The organism is Pseudomonas sp. RW3S2 (genome assembly GCF_014268955.1).
GTDB classification, from domain to species: domain Bacteria; phylum Pseudomonadota; class Gammaproteobacteria; order Pseudomonadales; family Pseudomonadaceae; genus Aquipseudomonas; species Aquipseudomonas wayambapalatensis.
In genome coordinates, this window is record NZ_JABWRM010000004.1 from 1 (window position 1) to 19155 (window position 19155).

Here is a 19155-nt window from a genome sequence, read left to right on the forward strand (position 1 = left end):
GACTCATAGCTCAGCTGGATAGAGTACTCGGCTACGAACCGAGCGGTCGGAGGTTCGAATCCTCCTGAGTCCGCCACTTTCTGAAGTGGTTTTGCTTGTCAAGGCAGCTTCAAAAACCAGTGGTAATCTGGTCTAAAACTACCAACCACGGACTCATAGCTCAGCTGGATAGAGTACTCGGCTACGAACCGAGCGGTCGGAGGTTCGAATCCTCCTGAGTCCGCCACACCAAAAAGCCCGCTCCTGTAGCGGGCTTTTTCTTTTCTGCCGTTTCACGGATTTGTCAATGCCACACGGCTAGACTCCGTATGAACACCACTGCACATCGATGTGCTTTTTCGCTGCTGCCTGCCGTCGCACTGTTGGCTTCGAGCGTTGTCACAGCTTTATCGCGCAAACGATTGTTCCGGCCAAAAATTTAAGCGATCTGACAGCTTGAGCAGTGTATGATTGCGCCCGTCAGCCCCGCCGGGGCTTGTGGAATACCACCATGGACTTACCCAGTAGTTACCCCTTAATACGCGTTATCAAGCCAGATCTGACCGATTGATTCTCCCGGCGTGCTCCGCTGCTGGGAGTGGAGTTCGCCTATGACCGAAGTCGAAGTAAAGAAAGTCCAAGAGAGCCTGCAGGATCGCCTCGCCCAGGTGATCGAACTGCTGCAGCGCCAGCGCGTCGTTGAAGACCTGACTCATCGTCAGGAAGGTCAGCACAACGACCTGGTGGAAAACCTCGTCCACCGCCAGAACCTGGTCGAGCTGCAGCGCAAGCTCGATGATCTGCACCCCGCCGACATCGCCTACATCCTCGAAGCCTTGCCCCTGGAAGATCGCCTGACGGTCTGGCAACTGGTGCGCTCGGATCGCGACGGCGACATCCTCCTCGAAGTCTCCGACGCCGTGCGTCAGACGTTGATCGCCGACATGGACGATCACGAGCTGCTGGCTGCGGCCAAGGAAATGGACGCGGACGAACTGGCTGACCTGGCGCCTGAGCTGCCGCGTGACGTCGTCCACGAGCTGATGGAAAGCCTCGATGCCCAGCAGCGCGAACGCGTGCGTTCTGCCCTGAGCTACGACGAGGAGCAGGTCGGTGCACTGATGGACTTCGAGATGGTCACCATCCGCGAAGACGTCAGCCTGGAAGTGGTACTGCGTTACCTGCGTCGGCTCAAGGAGCTGCCGGGGCACACCGACAAGCTGTTCGTGGTCGATTACGACGGCATTCTGAAGGGTGTGCTGCCGATCAAGCGTCTGCTGGTCAACGACCCGGACAAGAAGGTGGCGGAGGTCATGGCGACCGACCCTGTCAGCTTCAAGCCCGAGGAAGATGCCTACGATGCTGCCCAGGCTTTCGAGCGTTACGACCTGGTTTCCGCACCAGTGGTCGACAAGAGCGATCGGCTCATTGGTCGTCTGACCATTGACGAGATGGTCGACCTGATTCGTGAGGAGAGCGAGAGCGAAGTGCTCAACATGGCCGGTCTGCGCGAAGAAGAAGATATCTTCGCCTCGGTCTGGCGCTCGCTGCGCAACCGTTGGGCTTGGCTGGCGATCAACCTGATCACCGCCTTCGTCGCCTCGCGGGTGATCGGCCTGTTCGAAGGTTCGATCGAGAAGCTGGTGGCGTTGGCGGCATTGATGCCCATCGTGGCCGGTATTGGTGGCAACTCGGGTAACCAGACCATCACCATGATCGTGCGCGCCATGGCGTTGGACCAGGTCTCGCCAGGCAATACGCGTCGCCTGATGCGCAAGGAGCTGGCGGTATCCTTGCTCAATGGCTTGATCTGGGGTGGGGTGATCGGGATGGTCGCGTTCCTGCTCTACGGCAGCTGGTCGTTGGGTGTTGTGATGACCGCAGCCATGACCTTGAACCTGCTGTTGGCGGCGTTGATGGGGGTGTTGATCCCCATGACCCTGGCACGCCTCGGGCGCGACCCTGCGATGGGGTCGAGCGTGATGATTACCGCCGTAACCGACAGCGGCGGCTTCTTCATCTTCCTCGGCCTGGCGACACTGTTCCTGCTCTGATGGGCAGTGTGCAGCGCCAGGAAGGGCTGATTCGGCTCAAACGAAAAAAGCCAGCTTGCGCTGGCTTTTTTCGTGGGCGTTGGAAACCTCAGGAGGCGTCGGCTGCCATTTCCACATCGTGAGCGATGAGGGCGACCAGCGCGTTCTGCTGGCGGTGGGTGAGTTGACGGAAGCGTTGCAGCAACTCGCGTTCGTGCAGGGACAGTTCAGGGCTGTCCAGGCGCATGCTCAACTCGTCGCCCAGTGCACCTTCCTGGATGAGGCTTTGCTCCAAGCGGGCGATGATTTCGGAGTTCATGCTGCGGTGATGGTTGCGCGCTACCTCGGCAATGCGCTCACGCATCCCGTCAGGCAGGCGGACGACGAATTTGTCAGCGGTGCGGCTGGAGTAGATAGCCTGTTTCATTGGGCGCATATAAATTGACCGGTTGTTCTGGTTCAGGGGAAGCGGTTCTCAAATTGGCCGCACGGTAGTCGGTACGACCGTCGCGACGACAAAATGTTCAACCGTGATGTGATTTTGGATGCTCATCTTGCCTCATGGTCGCCGTTTCCTTGGCGTCAATTCTGTGACAAATAGTGATCCGGGTAAAGGCTTTCTGCCAGTACCAATTATCAGAAATGAGTACTGGTTTGAAAAGTTTTACTCTTTCCCATCTCGACCCTCTGTCAGGCCTTTGCTGTCAAAATCTTGTAAAACTTGGCAAAGGCCTGGGGAAAATCATCAAACTCGCAAGATTTCCCTATCCTTGAGCATAGTGGCTATGCAACATGACGCAAGCGTTCCCCATCAGGCCGAAGCGCCCGACGTTCACGTTTTGACCGCGCCTACGCAAAAAATTCCCTGACGATGCCATTAATATGCAATTGAATCGCCGTGAAGCGTGGATGTGGCGGAAAATCACAGAAAGGGACTACATCGAAATGCCAGCCTCGGGCATGACAAACGGTCGAGCGCTGGTTACCATGCTCGCCGCTGACCGCCTGCGCCGTTTCGGGTGGCTTCTCCAAGCCACTGAATTTGCGTAGAATGCGCGCCGTGATGTCCCCTTAGTTCAACGGATAGAACAAGCCCCTCCTAAGGGCATGCGCAAGCTATTTGTTTTGGGCTGGCAATGGGGAGCGACGAGCGGTAGTATCTGCGTCGCTCAGAGGGTGTGAACCCTTATGAAACCTGGGCTAAAGCGCAACGTCCCTGTAGTTTAATGGATAGAACGGGGCCCTCCTAAGGCCTTGATGTGGGTTCGACTCCCGCCGGGGACGCCATCACTTAGTTACTACTATGGTAACTACTTCTTTTCTGGTTAAAAAACGACCAGTTCGGCTGGGCGCCTCAGGCGCCTCCTATGCTGTCTTCAGCACAATTCCTCCTCTCTAGTGAGGAAGCCCTCTCAACGCGATGTGTCAGGATTCTATGACCGCAAGATCGTTCAGTAGGGGGGGCTGCGCCAAGTGGCTCTCAGCGAGACGACAGCAGGCAGAGCCGTTAAGATTTCGCGATTCGCCGAGACAGGAGCTTCGCGTGACTATCCTTTACAAGTACTACAGCTGCGCTGGTGGTAAGGCTGCCCTCAGGAGCCAGCACCTGGGCTTCCGCAAGCCCGAGTATTTCAACGATCCTTTCGAGCTAACAGCCCTGTCAAACAGCGTTGGCCCGGAAGGCAAGCAGGAAACGCTCAAGGCAAGAATTGATCAGCTCAAGGATCAGGTCGCTATTCTCTGCATGACGCGTAGCGCGTTGAACCCCCTCATGTGGGCTCATTATGCAGATCAGCATCAGGGCTTGGTGATTGGATACGATGTGTCCGGGCCATTTCTTAACTCTCCCGACTACAACCTGATCACCGTTGACTCTGGAGATGTCTTGTACACCAGTACAAAGACGCCATTCGCTTTGAACCCTGAGAGCATGGAGGCACTTAACGGGGTGTACCAGCACGCCATGGGGTTCGAGCCAGTTGCCGCTGATCGTGCATTAGCCAGACGCTTGTTCCTGACCAAGCATGCGAGTTGGGTGTACGAAGAAGAGGTCCGCATTGTCAAAAAGGTGATTGATTGGGCGCGAACGGTGGAGGAAGACCAAGAAGATCCGCTTCGGTCCAATTACATGCTTACACGACCTCTAGGGTCGCATGAAATGGCTGGGACCAACACCGAGCCTGGCTATCATGTCGCCACACTGAATGCGAATGCCGAAGGGTTGTACCTTTACCACCACAAGGTGCCAATTCGTGAGGTCTACCTCGGGGCCCGTAGCAGTTTCATGGGCGAGCCCGATTTTCCTGAGATTTTCCAACCTGGTCGTCAGATATACAAACTAGAAATCAATCAGGCGTCTTGGAGCTTCGAGCCTCAGCTACTAGCCCCGTTGTGATTTCCGGGCGGTTACGAAATGCTCAGATCGTGTCCCAGGAAGTGGTGTAACTGAACCAGCCGAAGGCGCCCTGCGGGCGAAAGAGGATGGTCATCGTGGTTCTTGGCTAACGTTGAGTTTGCGGACTTAACCTTCACCAGAGAAACCACGATGACCAAGCCCACTATCGCATTGACCGAGTTGGTTGAGAAAGGGGCAGACGCTGATCTGCTCAAGCAAATGATCCAGTTCGTTGCCCAGCGCATGATGGAGTTCGATGTCGAAGGCCTGTGCGGCGCCGGCTTCGATGTCAAAAGCCCAGACCGGACAAACAGCCGCAATGGCTACCGGGATCGCCTCTGGCAAACCCGCGCCGGTGACGTTGACCTGAAGATCCCGAAGCTGCGCCAAGGCAGCTACTTTCCTGGTTTTCTTGAACCTCGACGTACCGCCGAGAAGGCCATGGCGGCGGTGATCCAGGAAGCCTACATCCAAGGCGTTTCAACGCGTTCGGTGGACGAGCTGGTCAAGGCCATGGGCATGACCGGTATCTCCAAAAGCCAAGTGTCACGGCTGGCTGGTGAGATCGATGAGCGCGTTCACGCCTTCCTTGACCGACCGCTTGAAGGCGACTGGCCCTATCTCTGGATAGATGCCACCTACGTCAAAGTGCGGGAGGCCGGGCGCATCGTCTCGATCGCTGTAATAATCGCTGTGGCCGTGAACACCGACGGTGGCCGTGAAGTCCTGGGCATGCGGGTTGGCCCGTCAGAAGCCGAGCCGTTCTGGACGGACTTCCTGCGAAGCCTGATGCGACGTGGCTTACGTGGAGTGAAGTTGGTCATCTCCGATGCCCACGAAGGGCTCAAGGCGGCTGTTTCCAAGGTCTTCAACGCGACCTGGCAGCGCTGCCGCGTGCATTTCATGCGTAACGCCATGGCCCATGTCGGCAAGGGCCAGCGCACCATGGTGGCGGCGCTTCTGCGCACGGTTTTCGCCCAGGACAGCCGTGCCGAATGTCATCAGCAGTGGCGCCTGGTCGCCGATCAGTTGCGCGAAAAGTACCCCAAGATCGCGACGCTCATGGACGGCTGCGAGGATGAAGTGCTGGCACACATGGGGTTTCCAAAAGCGCATCGCCAGCAGCTGCACAGCACCAATCCACTGGAACGGCTCAACGCCGAGATCAAGCGCCGCACCGATGTCGTGGGTATCTTTCCCAACGATCCGGCGATCACACGACTGGTAGGCGCGATGCTGCTGGAGCAGAACGACGAGTGGTGCCTGCAACGGCGTTACATGCAGTTGGAGGCCTTTGAGGCCGTCAGCGATAATCCACAGGCCAAGCTGTCGGCCGTGATCAACTAAACGGCGAACTCAATGGCCAGAGCCATGATGAGTACACCACTTCCCGGGACACGATCGGTAAGATACCTTCGGATCCAATTTTCGATGAGTGTCCTTACCCATGCCAACGATCGATTTTTCCGCTATCCGCAGCTCCCCCAAAAGCAAAAATGACAGCTTTGAAGCCTTGGCTGTCCAGTTGTTTCAGCATCACTGCAAGGTGCCCGAATACTCAAGCTTCTACAGCTTGAGAGGGGACGGGGGTGACGGTGGAGTTGAGGCGTTTTTCCGGACGCCTAGTGGAGAGGTCCTGGGTGTACAAGCCAAGTACTTTTTCAACTTGGGCTCAAAGGAGCTGTTGCAGATATCTAAATCGCTGGAATCGGCCCGTTCAAATCACCCAGAGCTGATTGAGTACTGGATCTACATTCCATTTGATCTAACCGGTAGGGTCGCAGCCGGAACCCGAGGGAAGGGTGAGGTTGAGCGATTTGAGGAGTGGAAGGTTGGAGCCGAGGTTCAAGCGAAAGCCGAAGGTAAAAGTCTCAACATTGTTTTGTGTAGCAGTTCGGTTATGCGAGAGCAGCTCCAGCGCATCGATACGCACGGTGGGATCCGGCGCTACTGGTTCGACGAGAGCATCCTGACGCCTAGCCATATCCACCAATGTCTTGAGCAATCGCGCGAATTTGCGGGGCCTCGGTATTCGGGTGACCTGGATGTGGTCACCGATGCACACAACGTATTGGATTTTTTCGGCCAAACTGTCAATTTCGCAGTTTGGCGGGACTCGACCCTTTCTCCAATTGCTAGTGAGCTGAGATCACTGCGTCGTCGCACGGATGAGATCTTCAACTTGGTCGAGGCGACTGAAAGGGTTGACGCTGAGGCGCTTCTTGAGAGCTTGCAGCAATCCATAGATGTTGTTCGAAGAGCTTCGAATCCTGAGCCAGCTCTACAGCACTCCTTGTCAACCATCGCAAGTTTGCAACCGATTTTGAATGCTGCAAAAGAAAAGCAGGAGTTCGCATTCAATAATAAATATGGTCCAGATAAGGACACGCCCAGCTTTCGGCAGTTTAGCGCTGAATACCTGTGTACTTTCCCGGCTGGCGCGATGGATGCAGCACGCAACCTATATGAGCTTGCCGTTTCTCTTGAGCAACTGTTGGTCTCCCCGAGTTTCAACGCAACAGGGAGCCGCTCACTTCTGCTGATCGGGCCAGCTGGCGTAGGTAAGACTCATGCAATCGTGAGCGCTGCATTCCGTCGTTTTGCGGCAGGTGGGTTGTCGTTGGTAATGTTTGGGGATGATTTTGGAAGCGCCGAGCCTTGGGAGATTATTCGCAGCAAGCTTGGATTGGGTAGCCAGATTGGTCGGGAAGGACTTCTCCAGTGTATGAGCGCATGCGCTGAGCACAGTGGGTTGCCGTTCGTAATTTTCATTGACGCTCTGAATGAAAGTCGCTCTGATGCACGTTGGATATCGAAGCTGCCTGAGCTGTTACATCAATGCAAGCCATTCCAAGGGCTTAAAGTTTGCGTGTCCACCAGAGATACTTACCAGGACTTAGTCACAGATTCTAGATTTCCGGGTTATGCATTCGAGCACCGAGGTTTTAATGGTCAAGGTGTTGAGGCACTGCAAGCCTTTGCAGCTTTTTATGGGTTGAATGCCGAGATCACACCTCTATTTTCTGAGGAGTTGAGTAACCCACTATTCTTGCATCTTGCATGCAAAACTCTGAAGGAAGAGGGGTGTGAGACTCTGGACGTTTCATTGCCAGGATTCTCATCTCTCTTGGAACGGCATCTTAAACACACTAATGCTGTCGTGAGGAATCGGTTAGGTTTTGCGACGCCGAAAAACTTGGTGCGCCAGGCGATGATCAGTCTGGCGGAACTGCTTACGAGTACGTCTGTATCTGACAGAGAGTGGGAGTCGTGTGCAGCAGGGCTTCGAGATGTATTGGGACCGGAAATCAGTGCTGAGACTTTCATCCGAGAGCTTCAGCGCGAAGGATTGGTGATCCTTACTGAGGAGGCCAACGACAACTGGACTATCAGACTTGGATATGAACGCTACGGCGACGTTCTACGAGCCGTGGCGTTGATTGACCGCTTCAGCGACGAATTGGGCAAGCTAGATGCAAAAGCATTAGGCTCATGCTTACGTTCTTTGCCGCAAAGTGACAGGGGGCTGCTAGAAGTGCTCGCAGCGGTCCTCCCCGAGAGAACCAGCATCGAGATCGTTGACCCTGTCCTCGGGTTGGATCAGGAGAACGCATATCAGTTGTTCGTCTCCGGCCTGGCTTGGCGCTCACGGCAGAGCTTCGAAAATAAGGACATCGAGGCTGAAATTCTCGGAGCCCTGGGCATCCCCGGCTTATGGGAGGACTTGTATGAAGTGTTTATCAAAGTCAGCCTGGTACCTGATCACCGCCTCAATGCCGAGTACTGGCTGGACGGGTTCCTAGCTGGCCAGCAGTTGGTAAATCGAGACGCTTATCTATCCACTGCCGCTTTCAGATCCTATGACAGCAGAGGGGCAGTTCGCGCCCTACTGGATGCATCTTTGAAAGCCGATATCGTCCGGTGGCCCAGGGAGAGCCGGCGTTTGGCTATGGTAGTCCTTGGCTGGCTGACCTCCTGCGCTGACCGCCGGGTACGAGATAGGGCATCAAAGGGGCTCGTGCGTATCATGGTCGCTGATCCTACCCTGGCCGCAGAGGTAGCAGAGTGGTTTGCACGTTCGGACGATGACTACATCCTAGAGAGCGTTGCCGAGGCTATCTATAGTGCGTGTCTTATTGCCCAAGACGATAGGCCTGCATTCCTGCCGGCGCTATCCGTGCTGGTATCGCGGGGATATGATCGTCCGAATGTAATCGTTCGCGACTCGATACGAATGCTTGCTGGCATCTTGTCCACTCATGGTATCGATCAAAATCTCCGAGATCGGATCTCGAACTACCCCAGAAAATGTACCCGCGTCGTCAACTGGCCTACGTTGGTTGATGTGCAGCCTCTACTCGATCTTAAGCACCTGCCATCGGATATGGAGCTATGGGGATCACAAATCGGCCCGGACTTCTGGCGATATCAGGTTCAAGGCAAGGTGTCAGCCTTCAATCTGAAAGGAGCGGGAATAACTCAGGAGAATATCGCTTGTTGGATTATGGCTGAAACACTCCGGATCGGATATCCGGGTCACGCTGATCTTGGTCTGGACTATGATCTGGCCATCAATAGCCAGTTTGGATCTGGGCGAGGTCGTGAGAAGTACGCAGAAAGGTTGGGGAAGAAATACTACTGGATCTCACTCAACAGGCTCCTGGGTGTCTTGGCGGATCATGTTCCGCCTGTTTCATCTTATGACGGATTTGTGCCTGGGGCCGACTTTTACTGGTCAGTTGATGTTCGTAAGCGTGACCTCACTGATATGCGTGATGTGATTCCTGAACCTTCATACCCTAATTGCAATCTGCGGCGTGTAGAATATGTATTTCCATCTCGCACAAGTGATATCAAAAAATGGGTTAGACTGGATGACTTTCCCAGTCATGAGTCTTCATTAGTACGCAACGATGCAAATGGAGGCGAGTGGGTTGCCTTATCGTTCAGTATGAGTGCGAATGATCGGACCGAAGAGGAGGAGGCTTGGATTAACCCTTACCTTGGTTTCGACGTGTTCTACACCTCTGCGTTCGCTAGGAAAGAGATGTCGGGCTCCAGTTTAGCCAAACGTCGAGACTCCGCGTTCTCAGATTCCGCAAGCTGTTATAGGAGCTATCTGGCAGAGTACCCTCACGGGGCCGCCTTTGATCAGTTGGTGGAGGAGGGAACAACCACGACTCATTGTGATGGTCTTGCGCGCTCCGTAGTAGCTCTCAGAAGAGGGGGAGAGTGGGAATATGAATGTACGTCTGAAAGTGAGCAGGACTCACTGTATGTGCCCTGTCAGGATTTGGTGAAAGCACTTGAGCTTCGTTGGGATCAGCATCGAGGATGGCTGGATAAGGCTGGGGAGCTTATTGCGTTTTCTTCAGGTGGCTATAGAAATAATGCCTTATACGTACGTAAGATTGATTTAGAAAAATACCTGGATAAGACAGGGCAAAAGATGTTTTACCGAAGATTTATGAATCGTGGATTTTTTGATTCAAGGGGAGGCTCCGGGGCACAGATAGACAAGTTTTCCTATTTGCAGTATTTGCCGATAAAAGGGTTGAGCTTAATTCACGAGATATCTGAGCCTTACAACTGTTGATGTTTCCCGGCTAGGTGGGCAGTGCAGGCACTTTAGAGGTGGCTGCACTGTTGTGTGACAGTCGGAATGCGATAGTTGTGTTGGCCCTTAGCGCAGGGGGCGGGTCGGTAGGCTAGGAGGACGATATATGCTTATGGTTCTTCTTTCAGGTAGAAATGTCTTTGCCTATGTTTAACTGGTCGAGGTTGTATGTGACAGATTCTGTTGAGGCGTCAATGAAGATGGTAGATGTTATTAAAAATATTCCTGTGTGGTTGGTGAGTGGGGTGGCAATCACGTTAGCAATGGTGTGCTGGATACCAGCTTTAAATGCCTTTGTCCCACCGGATCAAAAAAATTGGCTGCCTTTGGCTGTCCTTTTTTCTGTGGTAATACTGGCGTGCTTGTTATCAAGCAAGCTGCTGTTGCTAGTGGCATCTCGCAATAAGGAGATACGAAGCCGAGAGATGCTCAGGCATGAGCATGTTTATAGACCGGCTAGAGTGCTTCTGATTGATTGCCACGTAACAGTAGCGGTCGGACGTGGTGCGCCATATGTAAGTCAAAGAATTAGGAATGCCTGGGGTGAGCTTTGGTGGTATAAGCGAAAGAAGACGTGTTTGAAAATGGCTTTTCGAGCATTATTTGACAAGAAGATTTCTTCTGGCGTGGAAGTTGAGTTTGGTAGCTTCCCGTTAAAGAAGATTTCAGATCTTGTTTTAAGTAATAGGCAGTATGCCGAAAACGATTTGATCAATGCGATTCAGAGAGCAAATCGCTCTAGATATGAAGATGCTACTTGCGAAAGCTCTTTTACTGACGCTGAGTATGACCTCTATAAAAGAATTGTACGTGAAAGCAATCGTCTGTCGCGTCGATTTGATTGATATTGCCAGCGTCTAAGCTAAAAGCTTTGAGGTTCTATTGAGGTTCTATTGAGATTTAATGGTTATAGTTTTTATGTTATTATTAATGCTGGCAATCATTCATCGTCCGTTAGCCGAGTGCCAGTGCTGTGTCTCTACTACTCCTTTTAGGGCCAAAATCAGGAGTCTCAAGGGCTTAGCACGATTATTTGATGGCACAGCTGTTTTTGTGTCCTTCAGTGACTTTCACAGCCTAACCCCTCCTAAGGGCTAGATGCTGGTTCGATTCCAGCAGGGGACACATCCTTCGCGATTCCGCCTACCACTTCTTTCCAGCGCTGTACGAATCGCAGAGATTCGCGACGACGCACGACGACCGGTATTACACCGGCCACCGTGATCATGTCGTTCAGACCGACAGTGCCTTTTCCTTGTCTTCCTGCTGCTTGCTGGTCTCGCTGGCCTGTGCCATGTCGGCCGTGTTGGCGGCTGCACGTTCAGCCTGCTGCTGCAGCTTGGCCTGGGTCTTGAGTTCGACGTCTTCCTTCATGCGCTGGGCGATCTGTTCGTCGATCTTCTGTTTCTTCTCCGGAGGCAGGGCGTTGTAGTCTTCCTCGGTCATGCCAAGCTCCTGCAGGATTTTCTCCTTGATCTTTTCCTCCGGCGACTTGGACATGTAGTCGCGGAACTCCTGCAGGGCGTTGCTGGCCGGCTGCTTAGATGCACTGGCTTGCTGGCGCGCGGCGATATCGGGGTTCTGCAGGGCGACCTTGAGCTTGGCGAAGGCTTCCTGGCGGGCGTCTTCGGCGTTCTGCTGCGAGGTGTTGCCTTGGCTGTTCTGTTGGGCTGTCGTGTTGCTGGTGGACAGGGCCTGACGCTGCGGCAGGATATCGGCCTGGACAGTGTCATGGTTGAACCGGTGCGGTTGTTGCACCGCAGTCTGCCAGCCCAGCCCATTGAGGCTGATCATCATGTGTTTCCTCCTTGGATGGTAAAACGCGCAGAGCTAGCGGCAAAACCTGTGCCAGACTACCGAAGCCAGAAGCGGCGAGGGCTGTAGCTGGATTGCGCTGAGCGCCAGGGCAGCGGATTGCCCGCAGGAGGAAGTGGCTTGCCGCTATCGGCAAACAGGCTGGTGGCAACACCCGTGCCTTGCCGCAGGAAAAAAAAGACCCACCGCACCCAAGGTGCGACGGGTCAAGTCGGCTTTCGCCGCTTCAGTGCTGTTCAGATATGCAGTGCGTGCCCCAATGCCCGCAATGCAGCCTCCTGCACGGCCTCGCCCAGGGTCGGATGGGCATGGATGGTGCCGGCCACGTCTTCCAGCCGCGCGCCCATTTCCAGGGATTGGGCAAAGGCAGTGGAGAGTTCGGAAACCGCTACGCCGACTGCTTGCCAGCCAAGGATCAGGTGGTTGTCGCGACGCGCGACGACACGCACGAAACCGCTTTTCGACTCAAGGCTCATCGCCCGGCCATTGGCGGCGAAGGGGAACTGCGCAACGATGCAGTCCAGGCCCAGCGCGGCGGCTTGGTCCGGGGTCTTGCCGGCCACCACGACTTCCGGATCGGTGAAGCAGACTGCGGCAATCGCAGTGGGCTCGAAGCGCCGAGTCTTGCCAGCGACAAGTTCGGCGACCATCTCGCCCTGGGCCATGGCCCGGTGTGCGAGCATCGGTTCGCCGGCCACGTCACCGATCGCCCAGACGTTGCGCATGCTGGTCTGGCAGCGCTCGTCGATGGCGATCGCCGCACCGTTCATCTTCAGTGCCAGGCTCTCCAGGCCGAAGCCCTGGGTGCGTGGCCGACGGCCAACGGCGACCAGTACCTGATCGGCCTCCAGGCGCAACTGTTCGCCTGCGCCGTCGCGCGCCAGCAGGCAGCCCTGTTCGTAGCCTTCCACGCTGTGTCCCAGGTGCAGTGCGATGCCGAGCTTTTTCAGCGACTCGGCCACCGGTGCGGTCAGCTCGGCGTCGTAAGTGGGCAGGATGCGATCACGCGCTTCTACCACGCTCACGCGCGCACCGAGCTTGCGGTAGGCGATGCCCAGCTCCAGGCCGATATAGCCGCCGCCGACCACCACCAGGTGTTGCGGCAGGCTTTTCGGTGCCAGGGCCTCGGTAGAGGAGATCACCGGCCCGCCCAGCGGCAGCATCGGCAGCTCGACGCTGCTCGAGCCGGTCGCCAGCAACAGGTGTTCGCACTGGATGCGCTGGCCGTCGACCTCGACGTTCTTGCCGTCGAGGATCTTCGCCCAGCCATGGAGCACCTTCACGCCATGTTTCTTCAGCAGGGCAGCCACACCGCTGGTGAGGCGGTCGACGATGCCGTCCTTCCATTCGACGCTGCGCGTGATGTCCAGGTGCGGTGCCGAGACGCTGATGCCCAGCGCCGAACCTTCGGCGTAGCGGCGGGTCTGGTGGAACTGCTCGGCCACGTGGATCAGCGCCTTGGATGGGATGCAGCCGATGTTCAGGCAGGTGCCACCCAGCGCCTGCCCTTCGACCAGCACGGTGGGAATGCCCAGTTGCCCGGCGCGGATGGCGGCCACGTAGCCGCCGGGGCCACCACCGACAATCAGCAGGGTGGTATCAAGAATCTGTTGCATGCTCACTCCACGAACAGGCAGGCGGGCTGTTCCAGCAGGCCGCGCACGGCCTGAATGAACAGGGCGGCGTCCATTCCGTCGACCACGCGATGGTCGAACGAACTGGACAGGTTCATCATCTTGCGCACCACGATCTGGCCATCGATCACCACCGGGCGCTCGACCATGCGGTTGACGCCGACGATCGCCACCTCCGGGGTGTTGACCACCGGCGTGCTGACGATACCGCCCAGGGCACCGAGGCTGGTCAGGGTGATGGTCGAGCCGGACAGCTCTTCGCGGCTGGCCTTGTTGTTGCGCGCGGCATGGGCCACGCGGGCGATCTCGCTGGCGTTGCTCCACAGGCTGCCGGCTTCGGCATGGCGCAGTACCGGCACCATCAGGCCGTTGTCACCTTGGGTGGCGATGCCCACATGTACGGCGCCGTGGCGGGTGATGACCTGGGCCTCGTCGTCGTAGGTGGCGTTGATCTGCGGGAAATCGCGCAGGGCGACGACCATGGCGCGTACCAGGAACGGCAGCAGCGTGAGCTTGCCACGGCTCTCGCCATGCTTGGCGTTGAGCTGTTGGCGCAGGGCTTCGAGCTGGGTGACGTCGATTTCCTCGACATAGCTGAAGTGCGCGACGCGGCGCTTGGCATCCTGCATGCGCTGGGCGATCTTGCGGCGCAGGCCGATCACCGGCACCTGCTCGCTGTCGGTGCGCTTGCCGTAGCCGGCTGGCGCCTGGCCGAGGGCGGTCTGCGGCTTGCTGATGAAGGCGTCGAGGTCTTCGTGCAGGATGCGCCCGGCCGGGCCGCTGCCATGCACGTAACGCAACTCGATACCGGCATCCAGCGCACGCTTGCGCACGGCGGGTGAGGCCAGTGGTTTGTCATGCGCCTCGCGCGGGACGATGGGCGCGACGGCGTGGCTTGTGGCCGGCTGCGGACGGCTTTCGGGCTGCGGCTCGCTCCTTGTCTGGGCTGGCGCAGGGGCCGGCGCGACGTGCGGCTCGGCCGGCTTGGCCTGCGGCGCGTCGACGTGGTTGCCGCTGCCTTCGACTTCGATACGGATCAGCTCGCTGCCGACCGCCATGACCTCGCCGGGCTGGCCTCCCAGGGCCAAGACCTTGCCGCTGACCGGCGAGGGAATTTCTACCGTGGCCTTGTCGGTCATGACATCGGCCACCACCTGGTCTTCTGCGATCACATCGCCGACCTTGACGAACCATTCCACCAGTTCGACCTGCGCGATGCCTTCACCGATATCCGGCATCTTGATGACGTGCGTGCCCATTCAGACCTCCATGACCCGTTTCAATGCCGCACCTACCCGCGAAGGACCTGGGAAGTAAGCCCATTCCTGTGCGTGGGGGTAGGGGGTGTCCCAGCCGGTGACGCGCTCGATCGGCGCTTCGAGGTGATGGAAGCAATGCTCCTGGACCAGCGACACCAGCTCGGCGCCGAAGCCGCACGTACGAGTGGCCTCGTGGACCACCACGCAACGCCCGGTCTTCTTCACCGAGGCGACGATGGTTTCCAGATCCAGCGGCCAGAGGCTGCGCAGGTCGATGACCTCGGCGTCGACGCCGCTCTCCTCGGCGGCCACTTGGGCCACGTAGACCGTGGTGCCGTAGGTCAGCACGGTGACATCGTTGCCGGGGCGGGTGATCGCCGCCTTGTCCAGCGGCACCTTGTAGTAGCCGTCGGGCACGGCACTGTGCGGGTGCTTCGACCAGGGTGTTACCGGGCGGTCGTGGTGGCCGTCGAACGGGCCGTTGTACAAGCGCTTGGGCTCGAGGAAGATCACTGGGTCGTCGCATTCGATCGACGCGATCAGCAGGCCCTTGGCGTCATAGGGGTTGGATGGCATCACCGTGCGCAGGCCACAGACCTGGGTGAACATCGCTTCGGGGCTCTGGCTGTGGGTCTGGCCGCCGTAGATGCCGCCGCCGCAGGGCATGCGCAGGGTCAGCGGCGAGATGAATTCGCCGGCCGAACGATACCGCAGGCGAGCCATCTCCGAGACGATCTGGTCGGAGGCGGGGTAGAAGTAGTCGGCGAACTGGATTTCCACCACCGGGCGCAGGCCGTAGGCACCCATGCCCACGGCGGTGCCGACGATGCCGCTCTCGGAGATCGGTGCATCGAACACCCGCGACTTGCCGTACTTGGTCTGCAGGCCTTCGGTGCAGCGGAACACGCCGCCGAAGTAGCCGACGTCCTGGCCGTAGATCACCACGTCGTCGTCGCGCTCGAGCATGACATCCATGGCCGAGCGCAGGGCCTGGATCATGGTCATGGTAGTGGTGGCCATGGCGGTTTCCGGGTTGATGCTGTTGTTGTGATCGTTCATCTCAAACCCCCAGTTCCTGGCGTTGACGGCGCAGGTGATCGGGCATTTCCTTGTACACGTCCTCGAACATCGAGGCGGCGCTGGGGATATGGCCATTGGCGAGGGTGCCGAACTGTTCGGCATCCTTCTGTGCCTTGATCACCTCGGCCTCGAGCTCGGCACTGACGGCCTGGTGCTCTTCTTCGGACCAGTGGCCGGCCTTGATCAGGTGCTGCTTGAGACGAAGGATCGGGTCGCCCAGCGGGAAGTGGCTCCAGTCGTCGGCCGGGCGGTATTTGGACGGATCGTCCGAGGTGGAGTGCGGGCCGGCACGGTAGGTGACCCATTCGATCAGTGTCGGGCCCAGGCCACGGCGGGCACGTTCGGCGGCCCAGCGCGAAGCGGCGTACACGGCGACGAAGTCGTTGCCGTCGACCCGCAGCGAGGCGATGCCGCAGCCCACGCCACGGCCGGCAAAGGTGGTCGACTCACCACCGGCGATGGCCTGGAAGGTGGAAATTGCCCACTGGTTGTTGACCACGTTGAGGATCACCGGGGCGCGGTAGACGTGGGCAAAGGTCAGGGCAGTGTGGAAGTCGGATTCGGCAGTGGCACCGTCACCGATCCAGGCCGAGGCGATCTTGGTATCACCCTTGATCGCCGACGCCATGGCCCAGCCGACCGCCTGCACGAACTGGGTCGCCAGGTTGCCGCTGATGGTGAAGAAGCCCGCCTCGCGCACCGAGTACATGATCGGCAGCTGACGGCCCTTGAGCGGGTCGCGGGTGTTGGACAGCAGCTGGCAGATCATCTCCACCAGCGACACGTCGCGGGCCATCAGGATGCTCTGCTGGCGGTAGGTGGGGAAGCACATGTCGGTGCGGTTCAGGGCCAATGCCTGACCACTGCCAATGGCTTCCTCGCCCAGGCTCTGCATGTAGAAGGACATCTTCTTCTGGCGTTGGGCGACCACCATGCGGCTGTCGAAGATGCGCGTCTTGAGCATTGCGCGCATGCCTTGGCGCAGCACCTGCGGGTCGATGCCCTCGGCCCAGGGGCCGACAGCATTGCCGTGCTCGTCGAGCACACGCACGAGGCTATAGGAGAGGTCCGCAGTGTCGGCGGGCTCTACGTCGATAGGTGGCTTACGGACTTGACCGGCGTCGTTCAGACGCAGGTAGGAGAAATCGGTCTGGCAGCCTGGCCGGCCTGTGGGCTCGGGCACATGCAAACGCAGGGGGGCGTACTCGTTCATGCTTTTTACGCTCGCTCGAATGTTGTTTTTGTGAGCTCTGAAGCGGCCGCCGCTGACTACCGGCTTGTGACTGGTAGGTCAGCGTCATTTACATCTTAGAGGCTGGGCCGGAGAATTTTTCTCTCAAGTTCATTGCCTTTATCGCGCGGCGCAGATAAACATTCTGAATAAACACAAGAATCAGGTGAATTTGCCTCATGCGTAAACTTGATCGTACGGATATCGGTATTCTCAACAGCCTCCAGGAGAACGCCCGGATCACCAACGCGGAGCTTGCGCGTTCGGTGAACCTCTCGCCGACCCCCTGTTTCAACCGGGTCAAGGCGATGGAGGAACTAGGGGTGATCCGCCAGCAAGTGACCTTGCTGTCGCCCGAAGCGCTGGGCCTGGATGTCAACGTGTTCATCCATGTCAGCCTGGAGAAGCAGGTGGAGCAGTCGTTGCATCGCTTCGAGGAGGAGATCGCCGAGCGGCCCGAGGTGATGGAGTGCTACCTGATGACAGGCGATCCGGATTACCTGCTGCGCGTGCTGTTGCCGAGCATCCAGGCGCTGGAGCGATTTCTCGATTACCTGACGCGGCTGCCGGGGGTGGCGAATATCCGCTCCAGCTTTGCGCTGAAGCAGGTGCGCTACAAGACCGCGTTGCCGTTACCGGCCAATGGCATGACCTTGCGCGAGTAGTTGTCAGTTCAGGCCCTATCGTGTCGCCACCGCCCGACAGGGTGCTTGATATTTTAAACACCCCCGGCCTATGTTGTGGCTGTCGCCCTTTGCGGCATGCCTACAACAACAAGGACCAGCGTCATGACGACCGAGCGCCTGACCGGCATCGACGAAATCGAATGCGTCACCCCTGACCTCAATGGCGTCCCACGCGGCAAGGTGATGACCGCCGAGGGCTTCCTCGAAGGCCGGCGCCTGCAGATGGCGCGTGGGGTGCTGCTGCAATGCATCATGGGCGGCTATCCGCCGGCAAGGTTCTATGGCAGTGATGACGGCGACCTGGCACTGGTCGCTGATCCTGCGCAAACTCATGTCCTGCCGTGGAGCGACAGCCCACGGGCCTTGGCGATCTGCGATGCGGTCGAGCTCGATGGCACGCCCTCGGGGCTCTCCACCCGTGGTCTGCTCAAGGCGGTGATCGCTCGTTATGCGGCGCTGGGGCTTGCGCCGGTGGTGGCCACCGAACTGGAGTTCTTCGTCTTCGCCCCGAACAGTGATCCGGGCCAACCGTTCCAGCCACCGCTGGGCAGGGACGGGCGCCGCGAGCTGGGCCACTCGGCCTTCAGCGTCAGTTCCAACAATGGCCTGCGGCCTTTCTTCAGCGAGGTCTACCGGTGCATGGCAGCACTGGGCTTGCCACGCGACACGTTCATGCACGAGATGGGCGTCAGCCAGTTCGAGATCAACCTGTTGCACGGTGATCCGCTGCTGCTGGCCGACCAGACCTTCCTGTTCAAGCATCTGCTCAAGGAAGTTGCACTCAAACACGGCTTGACCGTGGTGTGCATGGCCAAGCCGCTGGCGCATACCCCCGGCAGTTCGATGCACATCCACCAGAGCCTGGTGGAGATCGGCACCGGTCGTAACGTGTTCAGTGACGAGCAGGGCAGGGCAACCGACACCTTCCATCACTTCATCGGCGGCTTGCAGGCGTGCATGGCCGACTTCACCGCGCTGTTCGCGCCCAACGTCAACTCCTACCAGCGTCTGTGCCACCCTTACGCCTCGCCGAACAATGCTTGCTGGTCAGAGGACAATCGCGCGGCTGGCCTGCGCATCCCGGCCAGTTCACCGGTAGCGCGGCGTGTGGAAAATCGTCTGCCGGGCGCCGACACCAACCCCTACCTGGCGATTGCCGCAAGCCTTGCGGCCGGGCTGCATGGCATCGAGCGCAAGCTGCAGCCCACTGCGGCGATCCAGGGCGAGTTCGTGGTGCCCGAGCACCTGAGCCTGCCGTGCACGCTGCACGCGGGCATCGAGCGCCTGCGTCGCAGCACGTTGGCGCGGGAACTGTTTGGCGAGGAGTTCATCGAAGGATACGTCGCCACCAAGACCCTGGAATTGACGGATTTCTTCGATGAGATCACGCCGTGGGAGCGTAGGGTGCTGGCCGCGCAGGCCTGAT

General features: G+C 58.0%; 13 protein-coding genes and 2 tRNA genes. 9 read left to right on the forward strand and 6 right to left on the reverse strand.

Going from position 1 to position 19155, the window contains the following annotated elements; all coding sequences use genetic code 11:
• Window positions 1-149: 149 nt before the first annotated feature.
• Together HU748_RS06985 and mgtE are read left to right on the forward strand one after the other, a co-directional pair.
• A tRNA-Arg gene (locus HU748_RS06985) sits at window positions 150-226 on the forward strand.
• Window positions 227-590: 364 nt separating this feature from the next.
• Window positions 591-2033, forward strand: a complete 1443-nt coding sequence (mgtE, locus tag HU748_RS06990) for a magnesium transporter (RefSeq protein WP_186666469.1) — start codon at window positions 591-593, stop codon at window positions 2031-2033.
• An 88-nt stretch (window positions 2034-2121) separates the two neighbouring features.
• On the opposite strand, the gene HU748_RS06995 is transcribed toward mgtE, so the two are convergent.
• The gene (locus HU748_RS06995; protein ID WP_029613963.1) at window positions 2122-2448 is read right to left on the reverse strand and encodes an Arc family DNA-binding protein; all 327 of its coding nucleotides are present in this window, start codon (window positions 2446-2448) and stop codon (window positions 2122-2124) included.
• 776 nt (window positions 2449-3224) lie between these two features.
• Between HU748_RS06995 and HU748_RS07000 the strand changes: the two genes are divergently transcribed.
• From HU748_RS07000 to HU748_RS07020, 5 genes are all read left to right on the forward strand, one after another.
• Window positions 3225-3299 (forward strand) — tRNA-Arg (locus tag HU748_RS07000).
• Between the two features lie 256 nt (window positions 3300-3555).
• The gene (locus HU748_RS07005) at window positions 3556-4407 is read left to right on the forward strand and encodes a DUF2971 domain-containing protein (RefSeq protein WP_186719824.1); all 852 of its coding nucleotides are present in this window, start codon (window positions 3556-3558) and stop codon (window positions 4405-4407) included.
• Between the two features lie 150 nt (window positions 4408-4557).
• The gene (locus HU748_RS07010; RefSeq protein ID WP_186720072.1) at window positions 4558-5754 is read left to right on the forward strand and encodes an IS256 family transposase; all 1197 of its coding nucleotides are present in this window, start codon (window positions 4558-4560) and stop codon (window positions 5752-5754) included.
• Window positions 5755-5854: 100 nt separating this feature from the next.
• The gene (locus HU748_RS07015; protein WP_186719825.1) at window positions 5855-10003 is read left to right on the forward strand and encodes an ATP-binding protein; all 4149 of its coding nucleotides are present in this window, start codon (window positions 5855-5857) and stop codon (window positions 10001-10003) included.
• A 215-nt stretch (window positions 10004-10218) separates the two neighbouring features.
• A complete protein-coding gene (locus HU748_RS07020) occupies window positions 10219-10869 on the forward strand; it encodes a hypothetical protein (RefSeq protein ID WP_186719826.1) in 651 nt (216 codons plus the stop codon).
• Window positions 10870-11257: 388 nt separating this feature from the next.
• On the opposite strand, the gene HU748_RS07025 is transcribed toward HU748_RS07020, so the two are convergent.
• The 5 genes from HU748_RS07025 to HU748_RS07045 all read right to left on the reverse strand — a co-directional run bounded on the left by HU748_RS07025 (window position 11258) and on the right by HU748_RS07045 (window position 17025).
• Complete coding sequence (locus HU748_RS07025; RefSeq protein ID WP_238343306.1) at window positions 11258-11821, reverse strand: hypothetical protein; 564 nt, start codon at window positions 11819-11821, stop codon at window positions 11258-11260.
• A 254-nt stretch (window positions 11822-12075) separates the two neighbouring features.
• The gene (lpdA, locus tag HU748_RS07030) at window positions 12076-13455 is read right to left on the reverse strand and encodes a dihydrolipoyl dehydrogenase (protein WP_186711687.1); all 1380 of its coding nucleotides are present in this window, start codon (window positions 13453-13455) and stop codon (window positions 12076-12078) included.
• Between the two features lie 2 nt (window positions 13456-13457).
• Window positions 13458-14732, reverse strand: coding sequence for a dihydrolipoamide acetyltransferase family protein (locus tag HU748_RS07035; RefSeq protein ID WP_186666467.1), 1275 nt, complete (start codon window positions 14730-14732; stop codon window positions 13458-13460).
• Complete coding sequence (locus HU748_RS07040) at window positions 14733-15791, reverse strand: alpha-ketoacid dehydrogenase subunit beta (protein WP_186666465.1); 1059 nt, start codon at window positions 15789-15791, stop codon at window positions 14733-14735.
• A 1-nt stretch (window position 15792) separates the two neighbouring features.
• On the reverse strand, window positions 15793-17025 hold the full coding sequence (locus HU748_RS07045) for a 3-methyl-2-oxobutanoate dehydrogenase (2-methylpropanoyl-transferring) subunit alpha (protein WP_186719827.1): 1233 nt from the start codon (window positions 17023-17025) through the stop codon (window positions 15793-15795).
• A gap of 197 nt (window positions 17026-17222) precedes the next feature.
• On the opposite strand from HU748_RS07045, the gene bkdR reads away from it, so the two are divergent.
• Window positions 17223-17708: a Bkd operon transcriptional regulator BkdR gene (gene bkdR, locus HU748_RS07050; RefSeq protein ID WP_027593063.1), complete on the forward strand. Its 486-nt coding sequence runs from the start codon at window positions 17223-17225 to the stop codon at window positions 17706-17708.
• A gap of 204 nt (window positions 17709-17912) precedes the next feature.
• Window positions 17913-19154: a glutamine synthetase family protein gene (locus HU748_RS07055; protein ID WP_186666674.1), complete on the forward strand. Its 1242-nt coding sequence runs from the start codon at window positions 17913-17915 to the stop codon at window positions 19152-19154.
• Window position 19155 lies beyond the last annotated feature (1 nt).

What these genes read in the sequence shown, in the direction of transcription:
- HU748_RS06995 (WP_029613963.1), bottom strand. Translation starts at nt 2,448, where the DNA reads ATGCGCCCAATGAAACAGGCTATCTACTCCAGCCGCACCGCTGACAAA.
- HU748_RS07040 (WP_186666465.1), bottom strand. Translation starts at nt 15,791, where the DNA reads ATGAACGATCACAACAACAGCATCAACCCGGAAACCGCCATGGCCACC.
- HU748_RS07025 (WP_238343306.1), bottom strand. Translation starts at nt 11,821, where the DNA reads ATGATGATCAGCCTCAATGGGCTGGGCTGGCAGACTGCGGTGCAACAA.
- HU748_RS07045 (WP_186719827.1), bottom strand. Translation starts at nt 17,025, where the DNA reads ATGAACGAGTACGCCCCCCTGCGTTTGCATGTGCCCGAGCCCACAGGC.
- bkdR (WP_027593063.1), top strand. Translation starts at nt 17,223, where the DNA reads ATGCGTAAACTTGATCGTACGGATATCGGTATTCTCAACAGCCTCCAG.
- lpdA (WP_186711687.1), bottom strand. Translation starts at nt 13,455, where the DNA reads ATGCAACAGATTCTTGATACCACCCTGCTGATTGTCGGTGGTGGCCCC.
- HU748_RS07015 (WP_186719825.1), top strand. Translation starts at nt 5,855, where the DNA reads ATGCCAACGATCGATTTTTCCGCTATCCGCAGCTCCCCCAAAAGCAAA.
- HU748_RS07055 (WP_186666674.1), top strand. Translation starts at nt 17,913, where the DNA reads ATGACCGCCGAGGGCTTCCTCGAAGGCCGGCGCCTGCAGATGGCGCGT.
- HU748_RS07020 (WP_186719826.1), top strand. Translation starts at nt 10,219, where the DNA reads ATGAAGATGGTAGATGTTATTAAAAATATTCCTGTGTGGTTGGTGAGT.
- HU748_RS07035 (WP_186666467.1), bottom strand. Translation starts at nt 14,732, where the DNA reads ATGGGCACGCACGTCATCAAGATGCCGGATATCGGTGAAGGCATCGCG.
- mgtE (WP_186666469.1), top strand. Translation starts at nt 591, where the DNA reads ATGACCGAAGTCGAAGTAAAGAAAGTCCAAGAGAGCCTGCAGGATCGC.
- HU748_RS07010 (WP_186720072.1), top strand. Translation starts at nt 4,558, where the DNA reads ATGACCAAGCCCACTATCGCATTGACCGAGTTGGTTGAGAAAGGGGCA.